Source organism: Streptomyces sp. NPDC093795 (assembly GCF_044764665.1).
Lineage (GTDB): Bacteria > Actinomycetota > Actinomycetes > Streptomycetales > Streptomycetaceae > Streptomyces.
The window spans coordinates 694,284-715,385 of the sequence record NZ_JBIWIO010000001.1 but is presented as its reverse complement, the minus strand read 5'-3'; the positions used below and the strand labels follow the sequence as shown (position 1 = coordinate 715,385).

19 protein-coding genes and 1 pseudogene are annotated in these 21,102 nt (G+C 71.3%); 8 read left to right on the top strand and 12 right to left on the bottom strand.

Annotated features, from left to right (window positions below; translation table 11 throughout):
• Positions 1–72 precede the first annotated feature (72 nt).
• Genes ACIRB7_RS03420 through ACIRB7_RS03405 form a run of 4 tightly spaced genes read right to left on the bottom strand, consistent with a single transcriptional unit; the run spans position 73 to position 4,336 of the window.
• Entirely contained in the window at positions 73–639 is a 567-nt protein-coding gene (locus tag ACIRB7_RS03420) for a GNAT family N-acetyltransferase (RefSeq protein WP_403591602.1), read from the bottom strand.
• Complete coding sequence (locus ACIRB7_RS03415; protein WP_403591599.1) at positions 636–1,664, bottom strand: aspartyl/asparaginyl beta-hydroxylase domain-containing protein; 1,029 nt, start codon at positions 1,662–1,664, stop codon at positions 636–638. Before ACIRB7_RS03415 ends, ACIRB7_RS03420 begins: the two co-directional genes overlap by 4 nt.
• A 9-nt stretch (positions 1,665–1,673) precedes the next feature.
• Positions 1,674–2,981, bottom strand: coding sequence for an MFS transporter (locus tag ACIRB7_RS03410; RefSeq protein ID WP_403591596.1), 1,308 nt, complete (start codon positions 2,979–2,981; stop codon positions 1,674–1,676).
• The gene (locus ACIRB7_RS03405; protein ID WP_403591593.1) at positions 2,954–4,336 is read right to left on the bottom strand and encodes a cytochrome P450; all 1,383 of its coding nucleotides are present in this window, start codon (positions 4,334–4,336) and stop codon (positions 2,954–2,956) included. Before ACIRB7_RS03405 ends, ACIRB7_RS03410 begins: the two co-directional genes overlap by 28 nt.
• Before the next feature lie 319 nt (positions 4,337–4,655).
• Between ACIRB7_RS03405 and ACIRB7_RS03400 the strand changes: the two genes are divergently transcribed.
• Positions 4,656–5,756 carry a LuxR C-terminal-related transcriptional regulator gene (locus ACIRB7_RS03400; RefSeq protein ID WP_403591590.1) on the top strand — a complete coding sequence of 367 codons (1,101 nt, stop codon included), beginning with the start codon at positions 4,656–4,658 and terminating at the stop codon, positions 5,754–5,756.
• 75 nt (positions 5,757–5,831) lie between these two features.
• On the opposite strand, the gene ACIRB7_RS03395 is transcribed toward ACIRB7_RS03400, so the two are convergent.
• Positions 5,832–6,401, bottom strand: a complete 570-nt coding sequence (locus ACIRB7_RS03395; RefSeq protein ID WP_403591587.1) for a GNAT family N-acetyltransferase — start codon at positions 6,399–6,401, stop codon at positions 5,832–5,834.
• A gap of 197 nt (positions 6,402–6,598) precedes the next feature.
• On the opposite strand from ACIRB7_RS03395, the gene ACIRB7_RS03390 reads away from it, so the two are divergent.
• Positions 6,599–7,069, top strand: coding sequence for a carboxymuconolactone decarboxylase family protein (locus ACIRB7_RS03390; protein ID WP_403591584.1), 471 nt, complete (start codon positions 6,599–6,601; stop codon positions 7,067–7,069).
• A 47-nt stretch (positions 7,070–7,116) separates the two neighbouring features.
• On the top strand, positions 7,117–7,503 hold the full coding sequence (locus ACIRB7_RS03385) for a DoxX family protein (protein ID WP_403591581.1): 387 nt from the start codon (positions 7,117–7,119) through the stop codon (positions 7,501–7,503).
• A gap of 59 nt (positions 7,504–7,562) precedes the next feature.
• Here the strand turns inward: ACIRB7_RS03385 and ACIRB7_RS03380 are convergent, their stop codons facing one another.
• From ACIRB7_RS03380 to ACIRB7_RS03370, 3 genes are all read right to left on the bottom strand, one after another.
• Positions 7,563–9,200 carry a transporter gene (locus ACIRB7_RS03380; protein WP_403591579.1) on the bottom strand — a complete coding sequence of 546 codons (1,638 nt, stop codon included), beginning with the start codon at positions 9,198–9,200 and terminating at the stop codon, positions 7,563–7,565.
• The gene (locus tag ACIRB7_RS03375; RefSeq protein ID WP_403591576.1) at positions 9,197–10,042 is read right to left on the bottom strand and encodes an ABC transporter ATP-binding protein; all 846 of its coding nucleotides are present in this window, start codon (positions 10,040–10,042) and stop codon (positions 9,197–9,199) included. The genes ACIRB7_RS03380 and ACIRB7_RS03375 overlap by 4 nt, the downstream gene beginning before the upstream one ends.
• Positions 10,043–10,116: 74 nt before the next feature.
• Complete coding sequence (locus tag ACIRB7_RS03370) at positions 10,117–10,803, bottom strand: bifunctional DNA primase/polymerase (RefSeq protein ID WP_403591573.1); 687 nt, start codon at positions 10,801–10,803, stop codon at positions 10,117–10,119.
• Positions 10,804–11,058: 255 nt separating this feature from the next.
• Here ACIRB7_RS03370 and ACIRB7_RS03365 point away from each other — a divergent pair, with 255 nt between their 5' ends.
• Both ACIRB7_RS03365 and ACIRB7_RS03360 read left to right on the top strand, forming a co-directional pair.
• Positions 11,059–12,441, top strand: coding sequence for a transcriptional regulator (locus ACIRB7_RS03365; protein ID WP_403591570.1), 1,383 nt, complete (start codon positions 11,059–11,061; stop codon positions 12,439–12,441).
• A gap of 123 nt (positions 12,442–12,564) precedes the next feature.
• Entirely contained in the window at positions 12,565–14,079 is a 1,515-nt protein-coding gene (locus ACIRB7_RS03360) for a hypothetical protein (RefSeq protein WP_403591567.1), read from the top strand.
• A gap of 9 nt (positions 14,080–14,088) precedes the next feature.
• Here ACIRB7_RS03360 and ACIRB7_RS03355 read toward each other — a convergent pair whose 3' ends face one another.
• The gene (locus ACIRB7_RS03355) at positions 14,089–15,396 is read right to left on the bottom strand and encodes an ABC transporter substrate-binding protein (RefSeq protein ID WP_403591564.1); all 1,308 of its coding nucleotides are present in this window, start codon (positions 15,394–15,396) and stop codon (positions 14,089–14,091) included.
• A 191-nt stretch (positions 15,397–15,587) separates the two neighbouring features.
• On the opposite strand from ACIRB7_RS03355, the gene ACIRB7_RS03350 reads away from it, so the two are divergent.
• A complete protein-coding gene (locus tag ACIRB7_RS03350; RefSeq protein ID WP_403592485.1) occupies positions 15,588–16,031 on the top strand; it encodes a hypothetical protein in 444 nt (147 codons plus the stop codon).
• Positions 16,032–16,102: 71 nt separating this feature from the next.
• On the top strand, positions 16,103–16,954 hold the full coding sequence (purU, locus tag ACIRB7_RS03345; protein WP_351218980.1) for a formyltetrahydrofolate deformylase: 852 nt from the start codon (positions 16,103–16,105) through the stop codon (positions 16,952–16,954).
• Positions 16,955–16,995: 41 nt separating this feature from the next.
• Here purU and ACIRB7_RS03340 read toward each other — a convergent pair whose 3' ends face one another.
• Together ACIRB7_RS03340 and ACIRB7_RS03335 are read right to left on the bottom strand one after the other, a co-directional pair.
• Positions 16,996–18,252 carry a maleylpyruvate isomerase N-terminal domain-containing protein gene (locus tag ACIRB7_RS03340; protein WP_403591561.1) on the bottom strand — a complete coding sequence of 419 codons (1,257 nt, stop codon included), beginning with the start codon at positions 18,250–18,252 and terminating at the stop codon, positions 16,996–16,998.
• A complete protein-coding gene (locus ACIRB7_RS03335; RefSeq protein ID WP_403591558.1) occupies positions 18,249–18,830 on the bottom strand; it encodes a sigma-70 family RNA polymerase sigma factor in 582 nt (193 codons plus the stop codon). Before ACIRB7_RS03335 ends, ACIRB7_RS03340 begins: the two co-directional genes overlap by 4 nt.
• A gap of 189 nt (positions 18,831–19,019) precedes the next feature.
• Between ACIRB7_RS03335 and ACIRB7_RS03330 the strand changes: the two are divergent.
• A pseudogene (locus ACIRB7_RS03330) lies at positions 19,020–19,358 on the top strand (STAS domain-containing protein); the annotation flags it as partial.
• Between the two features lie 187 nt (positions 19,359–19,545).
• Here ACIRB7_RS03330 and ACIRB7_RS03325 read toward each other — a convergent pair.
• Positions 19,546–21,072 (bottom strand): class I adenylate-forming enzyme family protein, encoded by a 1,527-nt coding sequence (locus ACIRB7_RS03325; RefSeq protein WP_403592482.1) that lies wholly within the window; start codon positions 21,070–21,072, stop codon positions 19,546–19,548.
• Positions 21,073–21,102 lie beyond the last annotated feature (30 nt).

Sequence of the window (21,102 nt, the reverse complement as noted above, 5' to 3'; positions counted from 1 at the left end):
ACGTCACCCCGCCCTCGAAGGCACCCCGTCACCCCGTCAGCTTGAGGGTCTGTCCCGCACGCGTCGGGGAGATCAGAGGGGAGGGCCGGAGTGGAGGATCCGCTGGAAGAAGCGGTGGTCTCGCCATGCACCGTTGATGTACAGGTACTTCGGTGCGGTTCCGTATGGGTGGAAGCCTGCCTTCCTCAGGACCCGCTGCGATGCCAGGTTGTGCAGCTGCGTGCCCGCCTCCAAGCGGTGTAGGGCGAAGTCCCACCGAGCGCGGAGGCAGGCGCCTTCGACAGCCGCTGTAGCGAGACCGCGGCCGGTCCACTCACTGTCGGTCCAGTAGCCGACGCTCGCACTGCGCAGGGGTCCCAGAATGATCTTGGAGAGAGAGATCCCGCCGACGATCCTTCCGGTCTTCACCTCGACGAGCACCCAGGGCATGGACGTGCCTGCCCGGCGCTGTGCCAGCTGCTCCTTGATGCAGGACCGCTGCCCGACTTCGGTGTAGTACTCCTCCGGCCGGTCCGGCTCCCATGGCCGCAGGTAGCTGCGGTTTCGCAGCAGCGCCTGAGACAGGGAGCCGGCGTCTTCGAGAGCGGTCGGTCTCATTTCCACGCCGAGTTCCAGCAGCGTGGGAGTCGGCGCCGTCATGGGGTGGAGCCGGCGTGTGCCACCGGCTTCGCCGACCGCAGGTATTCGTCGAGGGACCGGCCGCAGCGCACGCGGAACCGTGCGACGGGTTGTGCGCGGTCGAGGTCGAGGACGATGGTCCGCTCCTCGGTCCAGCCCTGGAGGCGGAACTCGGCGTTCCCGATGTGCACGAGGCCGAAGCGGGGTTCACCCGCGATGCAGAGCGTGAGCCGTCCGTCCCGTACCTCGACGGAGCCCGGCAGGCTGTCGTCGGGGTCGGCTCCGGAGTCGTCCGACCAGTCGGGGAAGTTCGCGGGGATGTCGACCTGGCAGCGCAGGGCCAGTTGTTCGAAGGGCTGCAGGGGTACGGGCTCCCTGGCCATGAGGACATCGCTCCAGGGCAGCTCGTCGAGGAAGTCGGCCGGAAAGAGCGCCATGAGCTCCGGAGTCGGGACGGTGTCCACCACGAGGTGGATCCGTCGTTCGGCGCCCCGGTTCCTGGCTGTGTGGAGCCGGTCGAAGTCTGCGTACCAGAGGCGGCCCGCCTCCCAGTGGTACGTCTGGCCGTCCACGGTGAGCTCGGCGCCGGGCTGGGTCACGATGGGGATGTGCAGGCGCAGGAACCCCCAGGGGAAGTTGGTGTGCCCGTCGCTGTGCTCGTGGGTCTCCGCGCCGGGCCCGAGCGCCATGAGACGCGCGCTGTGCAGCGGGGCGGGAATGCCCGCCAGGACGTCGGCGTGGTAGGGGCACCGGTCGAGCACAGGGGTGTCGAGATGGTCCTCGAGTCCGGCGCCGCCGGGGTCGGTGCGCCGGACGTTTCCAGTGGGGCCTCGAAGAGGAATGATCTTCCAGTCGAAGGTGTCCTCCTCGCCCAACCCGTTCTGGTGGACCGGGCGGTTCGGGCGCCACGTGAGGTCGGCGAGGCCCTTCACCTCGGCTGCCAGCCGTGTGGCGTCGAAACTCAGGCCGAGGGGGGCCGCGGGCGGGAGGTGGTGCCATGTGGCGCCGGACGGACGCTCCGACGGACGTTCCAGCGGAGAGGACACGGGGGAGCCCTACCCTTCGGTAGATCGAGCTGACTGACGGGAGGCCGGAGTGTCGGCGGCCTCAGCTGCCTCTGGGCCTGCCTTGGGCGGGGTGACGCGCCAGGGTCGGTGCCGGCCGATGAGCGCGGCCGCTGCCAGCGCGGCGATTCCGGCGCTCGTGAACACCCAGTGCATGGGCATCCGGTCGGCCATGAGCCCTCCGACCGCCAGGCCGATCCCCTGGGTGGAAATCGAGCCGGCTCCCGTGAGCGTCATCGCGCGGCCTCTCAGCCCGGCGGGCACGCGTTCCACGTAGAGCTGGTCAAGGGGAAGTGCGAAGGCTGTTCCAGCGCCGCTGATGAGCAGCAGAGCCAGTGCCAGGGGCAGCGAGGGGGAGAAGGCGAAGAGGAGCAGAGGCGCACCTGCGAGGAGAAGGAGGGCGGGTACCCACCGGCTTCGCTCCTGAGGCCCCAGGAATCGGGCGACGGCCGCTTCGCCGATGACAGTGCCGACTGCGGGAAAGGCCAGGAGGAATCCGACGCTCTCGGGTCCTCCACCGAGCTCGGCGGCATAGGGCGCCGCGAGCCCCTCCGGCAGGACGATGAGGGCGGTCGGTATCCACTGGAGAAGCAGGAGGCGTCGCAACACAGGGTCGTTGAGGATGGACCGGTTGCCGCGGACTGTCTCGCGGATGATGCCCGATTCGCGGTGGGTGCCGCCGACGCTTGCCGGCCTCGGCCGTACGAACATCAGCACCATGGTGAGGGAGAAGGCAAACGTTGCCGCATCGACGAACAGTGTCGCTCTGGGCGTCAGGATGATCAGTAGGGCTCCGCCCAGACCGAAGCCGATTATCTGCCCGACTTGGATGGTTCCCGAGAACATGGACCTGGCGAGCGGATACCCGTTCATTCCGATGATGTCGGGGAGTATCACCTGCCTGGCGGCCCGGAACAAGGGGGACAGTGCCCCCGAGGCCGTGACCAGGACAAGAAGAACAGCGATGGGCATGCCGGGTATGGTCATGGCCAGAACACAGGCCATTCGGCTTGCGTCGCCGATCAGCATCAGCCGCCGGGCTGGAACCAGGTCTACGACCGCAGAAGCCAGGGCCGCCGTGAAGATCTGGGGCATGAAGCCCAGCGCGAATGTAATGGCGGCCATCAAGGCGGAATCGGTGCGGTCGAAAACAAGGACCGACAGGGCCACCTTGGTCAACACGTCGCCGAGAATAGACACGGTGTGTGCTGCAAAAAGGCCGCTGAATTCTCGATTGCGCAGAAGCTGGCCGTATGTGACGGTTCCGTCCATCATTCGGCCCTGTTGATCATGGGGCATCCTGCCACTGTCCGGTCGACCGGAGGCGGATCAGCCGTGCTGCCGCTGTCCGGTCTGATGGCGAGATGCACCCTCAATCCGCTGGGTGAAAGACCGCGGGAGGGATCGGGCACAACCTCGGCAGCCGAGGAAGGCGAGAGGTGGAAAGCGCGCGTGAGGAGAGCGGTCGCGAGCGTCATCTCGATCAGGCTCCACGACATTCCCATACAGATCAGAGGGCCCGCGCCGAACGGCATGTACGCGAACTGCGGGGCGGCGCTGCCGGAGCCGTCGGGCAGCCAGCGGTCCGGGTCGAATGCAAGCGGGTCGGGGAACCATCGGGCGTCCCGCTGCATCACGTACGCGGGGACCATCACCTTGGTGCCGGGCTCCAGCGTGTAGCCACCCAGCACCGTCTCGTGCAGGGCGTGGCGGGCGAACATCCAATTGGGCGGCCAGAGGCGGAGGGCCTCTCGAACCACCCTGGCGGTAAGGCCCAGCTGCTCGTAGTGATCACGCGTGAGGGGCCCGGACGTCGGAAGCACCGCCGCTGCCTCGGCCGCGACCATTCTCTGGATCTCCGGATGCCGTGTCAGCTCGTGGACGATCCATCCGAACCCGGCTGCCGACGTGTTCTCCGACGCGAGCAGGGTGGCCGCCAGCGTCTCGCGGATGACCGCGTCGGGCAGCACGCCGTGCCGGGCGGTGGGCTGCATCAGCACATCCACGAGGTCACCGGTCGCGCGCCGGCCCGCGGCCCGGCGAAGGTCCATGGCCTCGCTGATGGCCTGCTCAAGCGCGCGGTTGGCCCGTACGACCCGGCGATGACGCGGCAGCGGGAACCCGAGCGGCAGGGATACGGAGCTGCTGACGACCGGGGTCAGCGCATCGAAGAGGTCCCGCCCCAGGCCGGCCACCAGAGGCGCGTTCTCACCGAGGCAGAGCACGGCTCCTACCTTGGCCGTGAGCGCGCGCATACGATCGACGACATCGATTTCGCCACTTCCCCAAGAGGAAATCCCGCCGTCCAGCTCTGCGGCGATCCCGGGGATCTTCGCCTGCATCGAGGAGGGGCGCATGTGCCGCATGCGGGCAGCTCGTGATGAGGCCCACTGCTGCTTGGTCTCCGCATCGTCCTTCTGTTTGCGGTGGAGGAAGTCGACCTCGGCGCCGAAATCAGTGTTCGTGCGGGTGAGCACCTCCCCGGCCAGTGCCGGGTCGGCCACGACGACTATGTGGCGGTCAAACGACCAGATCGCGCCAAACCTGTCTGACATCTGCACCATGAACCCGAGGCGATCCTGGTCGTAAACGGGGCCGTTGCCGGCAAGGCGCCCGCCAAGCGGACCTGGCGGTCGGTTCATCGGCTCCTCCATGATGTGCATTGCAAGGCCCTCGGGCCGGGACGAGATAGCGCCTCGTCCCGGCCCGAGGTATTACCCGGATCGACCTCGGTGAGATCAGTACTTGTAGAAGCCGGCCAGGGCCGTCATCTTCGTGCGGCGGGCGATCGCGTACGAGACGGTCTTGAGCATGGCCATCGTTAGTACCTCTTTCATGAAGGTGGGTTCCACACGGCGGACATGTCGGCATGTGCCGCGTCCCGAAGAGAATTCCTCCGGTAACTCCTTGTGCACTCTCAGGCTGCCCCGGCGGGCCCTCCCCGTCCAGAGCGATCACGCTGCACTAAGCTGCGTGCAGGATCTTCCCTGGGGGGAAACAGTGGAAAATCGTACGCATGAGGACTTTGCCCGGTTGGGTAAAACGGAGATCGAAGTCTTTCGCTGGGCAGCACAAAATGGACATCTCGATGTCGATGGAGCGGCCCGAGACCTCGCCCTGGATGTCGAGGAAGTGCAGCAGGCCGCCGCCTCGCTCGGGGCCCGGCACCTGCTCCGGCCCCTGCCCGGAGACGCAGCGCGTGAGCGGCTCGTGCCTGTCGCACCGGAGAGTGCGGCAGCGATCATGTTCACCACCGCCGAGGCCGAGCTGCGCGGCCGGCTGGCACGCATCGACGAACTGAAGGGTGACTTCGACGTCCTGGGTTCGCTCTACGCCGAGACCCAACGCAGTCGGCGCAGGCACACGCCGATCCAGGAGGTGCACGGACTCGAATCCGCCACAGAGCTGCTCGAGAACGCGATCTCGGCCTGCCAGGTGGAAGTGCTGACCTGTGAACGCGGCAGGGACCTGCCGCCAGGGCGCAAGGAGCAGGCCAACGAGCGCGATCTGGCCCTCGCCCGGCGCGGCGTCCAGATGCGCACCCTCTACCGGCACTCCTCCCGCCACGAGGCCGCGACCCAGGACTACGTGAGCCATCTCGCCTCGTCGGGGGGCGAGGTCCGCACCCTGCCCGAGTTGTTCGGCAGACTGGTCGTCGTCGACCGGAAGGTCGCGTTCATCCCCCGCGCCGACGAGCACGAGGGCGTGGTCGTCGTCCAGGACCCGGCCACCGTCAGCTACCTGTGCGCAGTCTTCGACCACTCGTGGGTGCAGGCCACACCCCTCAACCCCGGCCACTTCGGAACGCCCGTCATCAAGACGGAGGCCGCGCAGGCGATCGTGCGACTGCTCACGGAGGGTATGAAGGACGAGATGATCGCCAGACGACTCGGCATGTCCTTGCGAACCTGCCGCAAGCACATCGCCGACGTCATGGAGAGCTTCCGGGCTGAGAGCCGATTCCAGCTCGGATACCTCATCCGGGCACGGCTGGGCGACCCCAAGCGCTCCAAGGCCGGAACGATCGACGTCGTTGTCGCCGCGGCCCTGTCCTCGGACGACTCGGACCAGTGATCACGGACCGCAACTGAGCTGGTCCGCACAAGCCGGCCCATCCGCGTCCAGGGCATGCCGCTGGACGCCACCCCGTCACCCCGTCGGTTCCGCCGACCGCAGGTACCAGACCTGTATCTCTCCCGTCTCGGCCGGGGCGACGGCCTCGGCGGGGCGCCGGGAGCCCTCGGTGAAGCCGAGGCGGGCGGGGACGGCGCCGCTGTTGACGTTCGCCGGGTCGTGGACGATCTCGACGCGATCGATGCCGGGGAGGCGGAAGGCCTGCTCGGCCATGGCACGGGCGGCCCGGGTGGCGATGCCACGGCCGGTGGCGGCGGGGTGCAGCCAGTAGCCGATCTCGCGGGTGTCGGCGGGGGTGTCCTCGTACCGGAGCAGCCCGCAGGCGCCGACGATGGCGCCGTCGAGGACGATCGCGTAGCTGTACTCCTCCCCGCTCGCCCACCGCCCGGCGCGGCCGGCCAGGAATTCGGTGGTGCGGTCGAAGTCGTGCTGGGCGACCCACGGCATCCAGGGGCGCAGGTGCGCGCACGACTCCTCGATGACCCGGAAGAGCTCCGGCAGGTCCGCCTCGGCGTCCCACGCGCGGAGCGTGAGGCCGTCGTCGAGGGTGATCACGCGCTGCGGCTGTGCGAGAGGGAGGGTCATGGAAGGGAGGATCGTACGCACCGGCTGGGCGGAGCAAGGGAATTCCGCCCCCACGCCGACGGCACCCCGCGCCGACGGCACCCGCGCCCCCCGGCCCTCCGTGACGCAGGTCACGTCCCCTCCGTGTCACGTCGCGGCGGCCCCGTTCCGTCCTGGGGGTGTAACCGACACGACAGACCACGATGGAGGAGCCCGCCATGAGCGCTCGCCTGAACATGTTCGAGAACCCGATCGCCGGCAAGGTCTGGAAGCACATCATCGCGGCCGGCAAGGCCCTCGAGGGTTCGTCCCTGCCCGCCGCGACGCAGGAGCTCGTGAAGATCCGCGCGAGCCAGATCAACGGCTGCGGCTTCTGCCTCGACATGCACACCAAGGACGCCACCGCCGCCGGTGAGAGCCCGCAGCGACTCCACATGGTCGCCGCCTGGCGCGAGGCCACCGTCTTCACCGACGCCGAGCGGGCGGCCCTCGAACTGACCGAGCAGGGCACCCGCCTCGCCGACGGCGGCCGGGTCACGGACGAGGCCTGGGCGAACGCCGCCAAGCACTACGACGACGAGCAGCTCGCCGCCCTCGTGGCCGCGATCGCCATCATCAACGCCTTCAACCGGGGCAACGCCATGATCCAGATGCCCGGCGGCGACTACAAGCCCGGCCAGTTCCACTGATCGCGACCCCCACCCCGTAACCGCCCTTCGCCGCAAAGGAACGTGCCATGAACCTCGCCCTGTGGATCGTCACCGGACTGCTCGCCCTCGCCTTCCTGGCCGGTGGCGGCTACAAGGTGGTCACGCCGAAGGCGAAGATCGCCGCCGCCGGGGCGAGCGGGCGATGGGTCGAGGACTTCAGCGCCGGGAGCGTCAAGGCCATCGGAGCCCTGGAGGCCCTCGCCGCCATAGGCCTGGTCCTCCCCGCCGTGCTCGACATCGCGCCGGGCCTGGTGCCGGTGGCCGCCCTCGGACTGCTGATCGTCATGGTGGGTGCGGCGATCACCCGGATCCGGCGGAACGAGCTGAAGCTCGTGGGGGTGGACGTCGTCTACATCGTCCTGATCGGCTTCGTGGTCTGGGGCCGCTTCGGCCCCGAGTCCTTCACCGGCTGAACCGGCGCAACAGGACGAACCACTTGGGCCCCGGCACGTGCCGGGGCCCACGGTCGTCCCTACCCCTTGCTCACCGCCGCCAGGATCTCCGGCAGCCGCTTCGCCGTACGCGGAGCCGCCACCTTCAGACCCGCCCACATGAGGAGCGCGCCGTACAGCGTCCCGGCCGGGAAGAGCAGCCAGAGCAGCGACTGCTTGTCGGAGAGGTGCAGGTACACCGTCCCGCCGATCAGCGGGGCGCACAGCAGCGGGGCCGTGAGCATGCCGCCGAGGATCGAGATCCAGGCGAGCCCGGCCTGCCCGGGCGCCACGTTCTTGTAGCCGCTGTCCTGCGGGATCGAGTACGGGAAGAGGGCCGAGGCCACCGTGCCCGTCGCCAGCATCGCGCCGAGCAGGGCGAACGCGAGACCCATGGCCTCCGCGAGCCGCGACCAGTCATCCAGGACGGCCGTCGTGAGCACCGTGACGAGCGTCGCGTACGGCAGGGTGACGGCGAGCAGCGCCAGGGCACGCGCGCGGAGTTCGGCGTACGCGTCGGCGGTCGTCGAGATGGTCTGGGCGACCATCCAGAACGCCGAGGAGTCCTGGCCGAACTGGTTGTACATCAGCATGCCGAGCATGCCGGACGCGAAGCACGCCCAGTAGATCGAGCCCGTGCCCTGGAAGGCGTTGAACAGCGGCACGATCAGGCCGAGGGCGAGCGAGGTCACCCAGGAGGCCTTCGTCTTCGGGTCGCGCCACATGTAGCGCAGGCTGCGCTCCATGACGGCGCCGTCCCGCCCGGCCGGCAGCATCCGGGCGAGCCGCCCTGTACCGGCGGACTTCTCGCGCGCGTCGGACGCGGCGCTGATGGTCGAGCCGTCCGGCTCGACCATCAGTCGCACCAGGCTCCGCTGCCACCAGTACATGAGTGCCACGAGCACGCCGGCGGTGAGCAGCAGCCGGACCGCCGCCGACACGTGGTCGCCCTCGCTCGCCGCGTCGACCGCGCCGATCGCGGCGGCGGGCGGCAGCCAGTCGACGACGGCCGCCACCGGTTCGAGCGCGGTGAGGCCGCCGGGCCGGGAGAGGCGCTGGGCGCCGAAGTTCACGAGCTGCATGCCGACCGCGATGACGAGGCCGCTGAGCAGCGCCAGGTCCCGGCCCTTACGGGAGGTGAGCAGCCGGATGTTGGCGGCGGCCACGGCCCGCGACAGGGCCACGCACAGGGCGACCGTGAGCGGGACGGCGACGACGGCGGCGACCGTGCCGGCCGCGCCGTGCGCGACGGAAAGCGCCGCGCCGAACGCCAGGAACAGGGTGAGGACGGGTCCGACGCCGACGAGGGAGGCCACGAACAGGGCCCGGATCAGCGGCCGGGGCCGCAGCGGCAGCATCACGAGCCGCGACGGGTCGAGGGTCTCGTCCCCGCCGGGCACGAACAGCGGCATCACCGCCCACGTGAGGGCGGTCAGCCCCGTCATGAGGACCGCGATGGTGTCGGCGTCGGCGCTGCCCCGCAGCAGCACGAAGGACAGCACCATTCCCGCGGCGAACACCAGCCCGAAGACGATCGAGACGATGTACGCGGCGGTCCGCCCGCCCGACTGCCGCAGCCCGTTCCGCAGCAGCGACAGCTTGAGCCGTACGAAGACGGACGTGAGCGACGGTACGGGGGAGGCGGCGGTGGTCGTCGGGGTGGTCGTCACGGCGCTCATCGCTGTGCCCCGCCGCCCAGCCAGTCCAGCGAGTCCCCGGCCGCCTCGCGCCCGTTCGCGCCGACCAGCTCCAGGAACGCGGCCTGGAGCGAGGGCGCCTCGCCCCGTACCTCGGCGAGCGGCCCCTGCGCCCGGATCTGGCCCGCCGCCATCACGGCGACCCAGTCGCACAGCGACTCGACCAGTTCCATGACGTGGCTGGAGAAGACGACCGTCGCGCCGGAGGCGGTGTACCGCTCCAGGACCCCGCGGATGGTCTGCGCCGAGACCGGGTCGACGCCCTCGAAGGGCTCGTCGAGGAAGAGGACCTCGGGGTTGTGGAGCAGCGCCGCCGCGAGCCCGATCTTCTTCCGCATGCCGGTCGAGTAGTCGACGACCAGCTTGTTCTGCGAGCCGGCCAGGTCGAGGACGTCGAGGAGCTGGGCGGCCCGCTTGTCGACCTCGGCGCCGGGAAGCCCCCGCAGCCGGCCGCTGTACGCGAGGAGTTCGCGGCCCGAGAGGCGCTCGAAGAGCCGCAGCCCCTCCGGCAGGATGCCGATCCGGGCCTTGACCTGGGCCACCGACTCCGGATCGGCCCACACGTCGTGCCCGGCGACCAGGATGCGGCCCTGGTCGGGGCGGAGCAGTCCGGTGATCATCGAGAGGGTGGTGGTCTTGCCGGCGCCGTTGGGCCCGACGAGGCCGATGAACCGGCCCGCGGGCAGGACCAGGTCGATCCCGTTCACCGCGATCTGCTGCCCGAATCGCTTCCACAAACCCTCGACGCGCACGGCGGGCGCCGCACCGTCGGCCGGTGCGGCGCCCGCCGTGTCGAACGCTCCGTCAAATGCCTGGTCAGGCATGGTCTTGTCATCCCCTAGGTCGTCCCCGTGTGTACGGGCCCCACCCTAAGGGCGGGCCCGCCGGGGCCCCAGGGTCACTGCGTCCGGCTTCTCGCCTCCGCCGCCTCCCGGCCGCACGCGTACGCGAGGGCGCTGATCAGCTCCTCCGCGTCGGGCAGCCAGCGGTTCGCCGGGGTGGGGCGCCGGGCCCACTGCACCGCGCCGCAGCCGCCGATCCGGGTGGGCGGGGCCGCCACGTAGTGCCCCTCGCCGCGCGTGACGAGATCGATGGAGGCGGGGACCCAGCCCAGCTTCCGGACGAGGTCCGGCACCTTCGCGGCCGCGCCGGGCAGCACGAAGAAGTACATCCGGCGGTCCGGGGTGCAGGTCACCGGGCCGAGCGTCAGCTCCATGCGCTCCATACGGGCCAGCGCCAGGAAACCGGCCGACTCGGGCACCTCGATCGCGTCGAACGTGCGGCCCGTCGGCAGCAGGATCGACGACCTCGGCTGCTTCGTCCACATCCGGCGCGCCCCGACCCCGCTGCCGGTCGCCTGGGTCGACCAGTCGGGCCTGACCGCGTGGGCGCCGGGCACGGCACACGCGTCCGCGCCGCAGGAGCAGCGCTCCCTGCCCTCGACGGCCTCCAACCAGGTCCCGGGAAACACGTCCCAGTGCCGCTCTTCCGCGTACCGCACGGCGCTGTCCAGCAGCTGCTCGCCCCGCTGCTTGGGGATCTGTGCGGCTTCCGTGACTCCGATGGTCTCTTCCACGGTGAACACAACTTCCCGCGCCACCTGGGGTTACGGGCGGGGCGCCGAGCGGTGTGAGGCATCGATCCTGCACGCGGGGCGCATCGGTGCACGAGCGGGGGCGCGCGGGGAGCCGGGGAGCGGGGGTGGGTACGCACAGGTGGGGCACCGGCGGTGAAGTCGCGGCCGACGTGTCCGGTTTCGCGTGTTCACATCGGCATTGACCGGATATTCGCCGGGCAGTGATCACTTCTCTTGATCACCGCACGGCCTCAGGGGGCACTCATGGCAGCCAGGCCACTCATCCCGCGTCAGCTCAACGAACGGCTCCAAGCGCTCATCCAGGAGGCGGCCTGTTCCAACGCCGGTCTCGCCCGCAGGGTCAACATGGTCGGCGCGGAGCGCGGCCTCGACCTGCGGTACGACAAGACGTCCGTGGCGCGCTGGCTGCGCGGGCAGCAGCCACGCGGGCGCGCCCCGGGGATCATCGCCGAGGCACTCGGCCGCAAACTGGGCCGCACGGTCACCATCGACGAGGTCGGCATGGCCAACGGGCGCAACCTCGCCGCGGGCGTGGGCCTCCAGTTCGCGCCGACCGTGCCCGGGGCGATCGAGCAGGTCTGCGAGCTGTGGCGCAGCGACGTCGGCCGCCGCGACTTCCTCTCCGGCTCCACGGTCGCGGCGTCCGCGCTCGTCGAGCCCAGCAGGGACTGGCTGATCACCGTCCCGGACGCGCATGTGGCACGGATGGCGGGGGCCCGCGTCGGGGTCGCGGACGTGGCGGCCGTACGGGAGATGACGGCCGCGCTCGTCGACCTCGACCGGCGGTTCGGCAGCGGGCACGTACGCCCGGTGGTCGTCCACTACCTCAACAGCGTCGTCTCGGGCATGCTGTCCGGTTCCTACCGGGAGGCGATCGGCCGGCAGCTGTTCGCGGCGGTCGCCCGACTGACCGAACTCGCCGGGTACATGGCGGTGGACACCGGTGAGCCGGGGCTCGCCCAGCGGTACTACATCCAGGCGCTGAGACTCACGCAGGCGGCCGGAGACCGGGGTTACGGCGGATACGTCCTCGCCGCCTCCATGAGCCATCTCGCGGCGCAGCTCGGAAACCCGCGGGAGATCGCCCAGTTGGCGCGGGCCGCGCAGGAAGGGGCGCGGGGGAAGGTGCCGCCGAGGGCGGAGGCGATGTTCTTCGCGGCGGAGGCGCGGGGGCACGCGCTGCTCGGGGACGTCCGCGCCTTCGAGGAGGCGGCCGGGCGTGCCGTACGGGCTCTGGAGCAGGCCGATCCGGAGGCGGGCGACGACCCGGCGTGGATCGCCCACTTCGACCAGGCGTACCTGGCGGACGAACTGGCGCACTGCTACCGGGACCTGGGGCAGGCGGAGGCGGCGGCGCGGGCGGCCGAGGAGTCGATCGCGGGGCACCCCGAGACGCGGGCGAGGCGGCGGGCGATCGGGCTCGCCCTGCTCGCCTCCGCGCAGGTCCAGCAGCGGGAGGTGGAGCAGGCCTGCCGGACGGGGACGCGGGCGCTCGAACTCCTCAGCACGCTGCGGTCGTCGCGGGGAGCGGAGTACCTGGAGGACCTGAGGGAGCGCCTGGAGCCGTACGCGGGGGAGCCCGTGGTGCGGGAGTTCGGGGCGCGGATGGCGCTGTACGCGGCGTAGTCCCAGGTGGGGGCCGCGAGGTGAAGGAAGGTTGTGTAACCGGGCTCACACGTGTGTGCGGAGCCCCGCGCGTACCCGGTAGCGTGGGCCGACGATGCCGTAGGTCCATCAGTAGGAGTCCCGGTGACGCAGAACGGACAGGGTCCGGAGCCGCAGTACCCGGCGGTGCCCCCCGCGCAGGACGGTCAAGGGGGAGCACAGCCGTGGGGTGGCGCCTGGGGTCCCGCCGGCGCCTCGCCGGGCGGACAGCCGCTGCCGCCCGCCCAGCCGCTGCCTCCTGAGGCGGCCCCGGGCGGCCCCGCCGACATGCAGTCCACCCAGTACCTGCCGCCGGTCCCGCCGCAGGGCGCGGCGCCGCAGCCCGGCTACGGCTACCCGGGCCCGGGCGGGCCCGGCGCCGCCGACATGCAGGCGACCCAGCACATCGCCCCGGTCGCGGGCGGCGGGATGCCGCAGGGGCCGGGCGGCATACCGCAGGGGCCGGGCGGGATGCCGTCGGCTGCGACTCCGCCGCCGGGGTACGGGTACCCGCCGCCGGTGGCGGCTCCGCAGCCCGGGTACGGGTATCCGCATCAGGCCGCGGGGGACATGCAGGCCACCCAGCACCTCGCGCCGGTGCCGCCGCCGCAGCAGGGCGGGGGCGCGGGCGGGCACACCCAGTTCCTGGGTACGGGACCGCTCCAGGCGCAGGGCCCCGGGCCCGCGGGCGCCTCGGACGCGACCCAGTACATCGCCCCCGTACCGGGGCAGGAGCCCGGCGAGCGGCAACCGCCCGCCGAGTTCGACAACCTCTTCCGTACGGAGGCCCCCCGGGCGCCTCAGCAGCCGCGGCAGCAACAGCCGCAGCCGCACGCGCAGGCGTACCAGCAGCCCGCCCCGGCCCCGTACCAGCAGCCGGCCCCCGCCCCGTACCAGCAGCAGCATCAGCCCCCGGCGCCCCCGCAGCAGTACGGCTACGACGGCGCCTACTACGACGGCGGCGAGCCCGAGCCGCCGCGCCGCAAGTCGCCGGTCGCCCTGATCGCCGCCGTCGTCGTCGGCTGCGCGGTCGTCGGCCTCGGCGCCGGCGCGTTCCTCAGCGGCGGGGACGAGAAGAAGGACCCCGAGGCGGACGGCCAGAAGGTGGCGGCGACCTCCTCCGTGCCGCCCACCAGCGAGGCGCCCACCGAGAAGCCGGCCGACCCGGCGGAGCCGCAGGCGCAGGAGCTGAGCAAGCTCCTCGCGACCAGCAGCAGCAGCCGTGACACGGTCATCAGCTCGGTCGAGTCCATCAAGCAGTGCAAGAACCTCGACAAGGCGGCCGCCGACCTGCGCGGCGCCGCCGACCAGCGCCGGGGCCTGGTCGCCAAGCTCCGGACGCTGTCGGTCGACAAGGTCCCGGACAACCCCGCGCTCACGGCGGCGCTCACCAAGGCGTGGCAGGCCTCGGCGTCCGCGGACGACCACTACGCGGCCTGGGCCGTCCAGATGAAGGGCAAGAAGGCCTGCAAGGACGGCAAGGCCCGCTCGACCAACCACCTGGTCGAGGCGAACAAGCAGAGCGGCACGGCCACCACCGCGAAGAAGGAGGCGGCCGCGCTGTGGAACCCGACCGCCTCCAAGTACGGCCTGGAGAAGCGAAGCTACTCCCAGCTCTGATGCTCGCAGCTAGGGGGCGCTGAGGACGGTCTCGCCGACGTCGACGAAGCCGGGCTTCTGCGCCACGAGCTGCCCCTGGCGGACCACCTGGAACGTCACCTCGTGGTTGACGATCCGGGGGAAGCCGGGGGCGCCGAGCAGGTCCTCGTACTTCCAGCGCAGGGTGGGGGTCAGGCCCCCGGTGTCGATCTCCTCGCCCCGGTCGAGGGCGTGGGCGATCTGCGTGGCCGTGACCCGGTCGGCATCGAGGGCCTCGACGACCTCCCTGAGGACCGTGTACGCGATCCACGTGGTCTGGACGCCGGCGTCGGCCGGGTCGACCCGGTTGTCTGCGAACGCGTGGTCCTGGATGACCTTGCGCATCGGCGCCCAGCTCTTGTCGGAGGCCTCCGGGTACCAGCCGGTGACGAACGCGCCCTCGAAGGGGCTGCGGGCGCCGCCGGTGCGGTCGATCACGGGCTGGCCGACGCTGCCGAGGACGGACGAGATCCGTACGGCGTCCGGCTTGCTGTCCGAGTCGCCGCTGTCGCTCTGGCTGCCGCCGTCGCCTTCCCCTGCGTCGGTGTCAGGGAGGCGGCGGAAGGAGTCGAAGAACGTCTGGGTGCGCTCCCCGAGGACGGCGGTGACGCAGCCGTCCTTGTCACCGGCCTTCTCGCGGGCCCGGTCGGCCTGCGCGGTGTACTCGGCCGCGTCCTCGACGGCCGGGATGTCGACGGCGCTCCGGTGACTGGCCTTGCGCAGACCGGAGTTGAGGAGCTCGGGAAGCTTGTCGCCGGCGAGCGTGTCCGGCCGGACGAGGGAGACGGTGCGGCAGGACTCGGCGAGCTGCATGCCGTGCCCGGCGATGAGGGAGGCGAGCCCGCCGTTGACGGGATAGGAGAGCGGGCTGGTGAACTCGTCCTCCGAGATGCCGTAGCCGCCGATGTACGGGATGCCGGCGGCCTCCAAGGGGGCCATGAAGGCGCGGCCGTTCTGGCTGTACGAGCCGACGACGGCGACCGCCTTCTCGCGGACGGCCCGGCGGGCGCAGGCCGCGGCGCCGGTGCTGGTGTTGTGTTCGTTACAGGTGAGGACGCGCAGTTCGTGGCCGTCGATCCCGCCCTGGGAGTTGATCCACCGGGCGTAGGCCTGCGCCATGGCGGGCATTCCGGGCATGTTGGTCGCCCGGGTCTGGTCGGGAGCCCACGTCATCACGGTGACGGGCTCCCTGGAGCCCCCCGTGGCCCCAGGGAGCACGCCACAGCCGGTGAGCAACGAGGCTCCCGTCGCCGCGGTCGTGACGTACGCGAGGAGTGAGGTCAGTCGCCTACCGGTCATGGCATGCACATTTCCGCCTCATGGGTAACGCGGGAGTGAGCATGGTTCAACGGTGGGTGACCTGAAGGTGAATTACAGGGGCTGCGAGGGGCGGACTCCGGTTACCGGACAAGGGAACGTACGATCGAAACGTGTCCAGTCCAGTCTCCGGTTCGGTGAACTCTTCCCGTCGCGGCCGTCGCTCCTCCACCATGGGCGGCATGCCGCTCAACGACATGCCGTGGTGGCGCTGGCGCAGCAACGTGCGCTCGGCGCTGCACATGCTCTCCGATCCCGGGTTCCACGAGACGACCTGGCTCGCCGGCCTCGACGGTTACGGCGACGTCACCGACGCCGTCTACCGACTCGTCGAGGACACCTGGCTCGACAACTGGTCCGCCGAGAAATACGTCGGCTCGATCTTCCGCGACACCGGCGAGGCCGCGCTCGTCGACGTCGCCGTCCTCCGGGTGCTGCGCATCATGCACCAGGTGGGGCCCGACGCCGCCGTCTCCGCGTACCTGGAGCACCCCGGGTGGCCCGAGGCCGTACGGGCCGCCCGCGAGGCCCACGTACACCTGGCCCGGGCCGACGGCGAGGACCCGGACACGCCGCCGCGCTCCCTGGACGTGCTCAGCATCATGACGCGTTCGTGAGGCGTTCCTGAGGCGTTCCGTCTGACGGACAGTGGGTGAACCGGCCCGCCCGGATATGGCAGGCTGACAGGATGACCGACCAGTACGTCCTCACCCTTTCCTGCCCGGACAAGCAGGGCATCGTGCACGCCGTGTCGAGCTACCTCTTCATCACGGGGTGCAACATCGAGGACAGCCAGCAGTTCGGAGACCGTGACACCGGTCTCTTCTTCATGCGGGTCCACTTCTCGGCCGAGGCCCCGGTGAACGTCGAGAAGCTGCGGGCCAGCTTCGCCGCGGTCGGCGACTCGTACGCGATGGACTGGCAGATCAACCGGGCCGACGAGCGCATGCGGGTCGTCCTCATGGTGTCGAAGTTCGGCCACTGCCTGAACGACCTGCTGTTCCGCTCGCGCATCGGCGCGCTGCCGGTCGAGATCGTCGCGGTCGTCTCCAACCACACCGACTTCGAGGAGCTCGTCGGCTCCTACGGGATCCCCTTCCGCCACATCCCGGTCACGAAGGACACGAAGGCGACGGCGGAGGCGGAGCTGCTGGAGCTCGTCCGCTCGGAGAACGTCGAGCTGGTCGTCCTCGCCCGCTACATGCAGGTCCTCTCCGACGACCTCTGCAAGCAGCTGTCCGGCCGGATCATCAACATCCACCACTCCTTCCTCCCCAGCTTCAAGGGCGCCAAGCCCTACCACCAGGCGCACACGCGCGGCGTGAAGCTGATCGGCGCGACGGCCCACTACGTGACGGCCGACCTCGACGAGGGCCCGATCATCGAGCAGGAGGTCGAGCGGGTGGGCCACGAGGTGACCCCCGACCAACTCGTCGCGGTGGGCCGCGACGTGGAGTGCCAGGCGCTGGCCCGCGCGGTCAAATGGCACGCGGAACGCCGAATCCTCCTGAACGGCCGCCGCACGGTCGTCTTCGCGTAACGCCCCACCCCCGCGTGGGCACACGGGGACGTGCGCGGGAGCTACAAGCGGCTCAGTGACGCCGCTGTTGCCAGGACGTCCCGGATGGCTTCCCGGTCGCCGTCCTGGCCTGCCGCCGCCTCCTCCGGCGACACGTGCCCGGCCACCAGCTGGCAGAACTCCACCCCGTCCATCGCCACCTGCGCCACCGCCAGCTCCGGCGACCCGACCGCCGCCGGGGAGTCGAGCGCGATGTACCAGTGACCCCCACCCGCACCCTCCACCTCCAGGTGGACCGAGCGGCCCGGCGCCCCCGCCGTGACCAGCTGCCGGGCCGGCGCCGCGAGGCCCGCGCGGCGGCGGTTCGCGAGCGCCCCCGGCAGCAGGCGGGCCGTCAGGTCGATCATGTCGTGCAGATGCGCGCCGCTCGGCGGCGCGTACGGATACGCCACCGCCTGCGCGATGTCGTCCGCGTGCACCCAGCACTCGAACGCCCGCTCAAGCAGCGAGTCCCGCAGCGGCAGCGCGAAGTCCTTGTAGGTGACCGTCAGGTCGGCCACCCCGCGCCCCGCGAACGAGACCGTCCGGATCAGCGTGTGGCTCTGCTCCCGCCAGGGCCCCCGCAGCGCCCGGTTCGGCGGCCGGTCGAGGCCCGACCAGAACGCCTCCGTCCGCTCCGCCGGCGACAACTCCGGCGTCCCCGCGCCCAGCGGATCGTCGAGCCCGAGCGCCGCCGACACCAGGCCGTCCACCGCCAACAGGTGCCCGATGACCCCCGCGACCGTCGACTTCCGCCGTACGATCCGCTCCTCCTCGTACCACTTGAGCCGTACCGGCGCGTGCCACTCCGACTCGCCGATGTCCCGCAGCAGCGCGTCGAGCCGCGCCGTCTCCGCGTCGTACGGCGTGACCCAGCCGGGGATCGGGATGCGCGCCGGGCGCCGGCCCAGGCAGCTCTCCAGGACCCGGGACCGCAGCAGCGGGTCGAGGTCCAGGTCCCGGTCCTCGTGCAGCAGCGCCACCGCGTCCCGCAGCCGCAGCGCCTCGTCCGCGCACGGCGCGCAGCTCGTGAGGTGGTCCTCGACGGCCCTGGTCTCCCCGGTCGAACACGCCGAGAGCGCCCACGCCCCGAGCAGGGACTTGAGCACACTGTGGGTGAGGACCGGCACCTCCGGTTCCGAAGCCTCCGAAGCCTCCGCGACCCCGGAGACCTCCGCGACCTCCGCCGTCAGGTCCGCGTGGTCGTCCGCCGCCCGGCGCGGCCCCGGCACCCACGGGGCGCGTGCGACGCCGTCCGCGTCGCCGTTCGCCCCCGTCACAGCGCCCGCCCGTAGCCCGGCGGCCCGCCGCCCTCGGGGTGCCGGGTGTTCGCCGAGGACAGCAACTGGAGGCCGAGGCGGAGGCGTCGCCGCGCCTCGTCCTCGGTGACGCCGAGGTCGGCGGCGGTCTGGCGGTAGTCCCGCCGCTGGAAGTACGCCAGTTCGAGCGCGGCCCTGAGCGGCGTCGGCATGGACGTCACGATGTAGTCGGCGCGGGCCGCGACCGACGCCCGGCGCACCTTCTGCTCCAGCTCCTCGACGGAGCCCCGGCCCGTCTCCGCGTACGCCGTCGCCTCGGCCTGCCGCAGCCGGTGCACGGCCTGCGACTGCGTCAGCCTGGCGATCCACCCGCGCATGCTGCCCTGCTTCGGGTCGTACGCGTCGGGGTTCTCCCAGATGTAGCCGAAGACCTCACGGGTGACCTGGTCGGCCGCGGCGTCGTCGTCGAGGACCCGGTGGGCGAGGCTGTGCACCAGCGAGGCGAACCGGTCGTACAGCTCGCCGAGCGCGGCGGCCTCCCCGCGCGCGAGCCGCTGCTGCATCCTGCGGTCCCAGCGCGGTGGTGTGTCCATCGCCATCCGACCCTCCGCCCCTCCCGGCTCCCTCCGGCACCCCGGCTCCCCGGTTCTCCTCCAACGTAGTGCGCCGTACCGACAACGCACGACTGTTTGCCGCAAGTGCGCCCTTGACGTGGATCCGGGTGGTAAGGAACGCGTCATCCTCCGCCCCGGTGGTTTCGGAGGTGCGGGGCGGGGCAGGCGGCGTCCGTGACGACGATCGAGGTCGACGAGAACGAGTACGGCTCCTGGACGCTGTTCCGCGTGCGGGGGGAACTGGACCTGGTCACCTCCCCCCGTATACGTCGCCGCGTCCACGACGTGGTCGCGGGCGGCCGCCACGATCTCGTGCTCGATCTGTCCGCCGTCCGGTTCTGCGACTCCAGCGGCGTTGGCATGCTGATCGCCGCCCGCAGGCTGCTGCGTTCCTGCGGCGGCCGGCTCCGCCTCGTCCTGCCCGAGGACCGGGAGGGTCACGTCGGCCGGGTGCTCGCCGCGCTCGGCGTCCGGCGCCTCTTCGAGGTGTACGAGGACGGGGCGGCGGCGCTCACGGGGAAGGATCCCCTGCCCGTCGAGCTGCCCTCGCCCGCCAGCCCCGGTGACGACGCCGCGGAGGCCGACCCGGCCGGTGTCACCCGGGCGGACCTCCTCACGACCGGCCTCAGTCCGAGCGGCTCCGGTCCGACGGGCTTCAGCGCGACCGGCCACAGTCCGACCGGCCACAGTCCGACCGGCCTCAGTCCGACGACCGGCCTCGGTCCGACGGACCGAATCGTTCCCTGAGCTTGTACTTGAGCACCTTCCGCAGGGTCTCGTTGCGGGGGAGCGCGTCCACCACCTCCAGCTGTTCCGGCAGCTTGTGGACGGAGAGGCCCGCCTCCCGCAGGAAGGCCGTCACCGCCGGAAGGGTCAGCGGGGCGGCCCCCGGCGGCTGTTCGACGACCGCGCAGACGCGTTCGCCGCGCTCGGCGTCCGGGAGGCCTATGACGGCCGTGTCGCCCACGTCCGGATGCTCGTGGAGGAGGTCCTCGATCTCCTTGGCCGAGATGTTCTCTCCCTTGCGGATGATGATGTCCTTCACGCGTCCGGTGAGGACGAGGTGCCCGTCCGGGGTCAGATGTCCGACGTCCCCGGTGACGAGGAAGCCGTCCTCGTCGAACGCGGCGGCCGTCTGGGCCGGGTCCAGATAGCCCCGGCAGACGGCCTCGCCGCGCAGCCGGACCTCCCCGGCGCCGGTGATCCGGATCTCCATGCCGGCCGGCGGACGGCCCTCGGTGGTCGCGAGGTTCTCCGGGGTGTCGTCGGGATCGCCCATCGTGATCATGGGGACCTCCGTCATGCCGTACCCGTGGGTGAGCTGGCAGCCCAGCTCCTTCCGTACGGCGTGGTAGATCTCCGGCGGTTTCGGCGCCCCGCCGCCCGCGAGCAGCCGCAGGGTGGGGATGACCGGCTCCTCGGGCTGTCTGCGCTGCTCGGCGAGGAACATCGCGTAGAAGGCGGTGGATCCGCCGGCCACGGTCACCCCGTGCCGCCGGTACTCGTCCAGGGCGTCCGGCAGCGCGAACTGTTCGAACATCACCGCCGGGAACCCGTAGAGCAGCAGCATCACCGTGTAGTCGGGCCCGGCGATGTGCGCGTACGGGAAGGCCATCGAGCCGACGTCGTCGGCGGTGAGCCGGAGCGCGTGCGCGAGGCAGGAGCCGCCGGCGAGGAGCGAGCGGTCCGTGTGCAGGACGCCCTTGGGGTCGGAGGTCGTGCCGGAGGTCCAGTAGATCCAGCGGACGTCGGTGCCGGAGGCGGGCGGCGGGGGCAGCACGGCCGGGTCGCCGTCGGGAAGGGACGCGTACGCCTCGAACACGTGGTGCGCGCCGAGCCGCCGGGCCATCGCGGTGTGGTCGAATCCGCGCCATTCTCCGGGGACGGCGAAGAACTCGGCCTTGGCCTCGCGCAGCGCGAAACCGACCTCCTTGTCCCGGTAGAAGGGGATGACCGGCGTCTGTACGGCTCCGATGCGGGCGAGCGCGAAGGAGAGCACGGCGGTCTCGATCCGGGTGGGCAGCTGCCAGGCGACGACCGTTCCGGGGCGCACGCCCATGGCGTACAGGCCGGCGGCGCAGCGCTCGGCGCGGTCGCGGAGCCCGCCGAAGGTGAGGACGCGGTCGCCCTGGAGGAGGACGGGCCGCTCGGGGGTGAGCGCGGCACGCCGCTCGACGAGCTCCCAGAGCGTGCGGGACCCGCCCAGGGCGTGGGCGACTCGGTTCACGTCTTCGGTCACGGCGACGCCTCCTGTAAC

Bases quoted from the DNA above. Each gene is read 5' to 3' on its own strand.
- ACIRB7_RS03410 (WP_403591596.1), bottom strand. From the start codon at position 2,981: ATGCCCCATGATCAACAGGGCCGAATGATGGACGGAACCGTCACATAC.
- ACIRB7_RS03405 (WP_403591593.1), bottom strand. From the start codon at position 4,336: ATGGAGGAGCCGATGAACCGACCGCCAGGTCCGCTTGGCGGGCGCCTT.
- ACIRB7_RS03365 (WP_403591570.1), top strand. From the start codon at position 11,059: ATGGCAGCCAGGCCACTCATCCCGCGTCAGCTCAACGAACGGCTCCAA.
- ACIRB7_RS03375 (WP_403591576.1), bottom strand. From the start codon at position 10,042: ATGCCTGACCAGGCATTTGACGGAGCGTTCGACACGGCGGGCGCCGCA.
- ACIRB7_RS03350 (WP_403592485.1), top strand. From the start codon at position 15,588: ATGGGCGGCATGCCGCTCAACGACATGCCGTGGTGGCGCTGGCGCAGC.
- ACIRB7_RS03395 (WP_403591587.1), bottom strand. From the start codon at position 6,401: ATGACCCTCCCTCTCGCACAGCCGCAGCGCGTGATCACCCTCGACGAC.
- purU (WP_351218980.1), top strand. From the start codon at position 16,103: ATGACCGACCAGTACGTCCTCACCCTTTCCTGCCCGGACAAGCAGGGC.
- ACIRB7_RS03335 (WP_403591558.1), bottom strand. From the start codon at position 18,830: ATGGCGATGGACACACCACCGCGCTGGGACCGCAGGATGCAGCAGCGG.
- ACIRB7_RS03385 (WP_403591581.1), top strand. From the start codon at position 7,117: ATGAACCTCGCCCTGTGGATCGTCACCGGACTGCTCGCCCTCGCCTTC.
- ACIRB7_RS03355 (WP_403591564.1), bottom strand. From the start codon at position 15,396: ATGACCGGTAGGCGACTGACCTCACTCCTCGCGTACGTCACGACCGCG.
- ACIRB7_RS03380 (WP_403591579.1), bottom strand. From the start codon at position 9,200: ATGAGCGCCGTGACGACCACCCCGACGACCACCGCCGCCTCCCCCGTA.
- ACIRB7_RS03390 (WP_403591584.1), top strand. From the start codon at position 6,599: ATGAGCGCTCGCCTGAACATGTTCGAGAACCCGATCGCCGGCAAGGTC.
- ACIRB7_RS03420 (WP_403591602.1), bottom strand. From the start codon at position 639: ATGACGGCGCCGACTCCCACGCTGCTGGAACTCGGCGTGGAAATGAGA.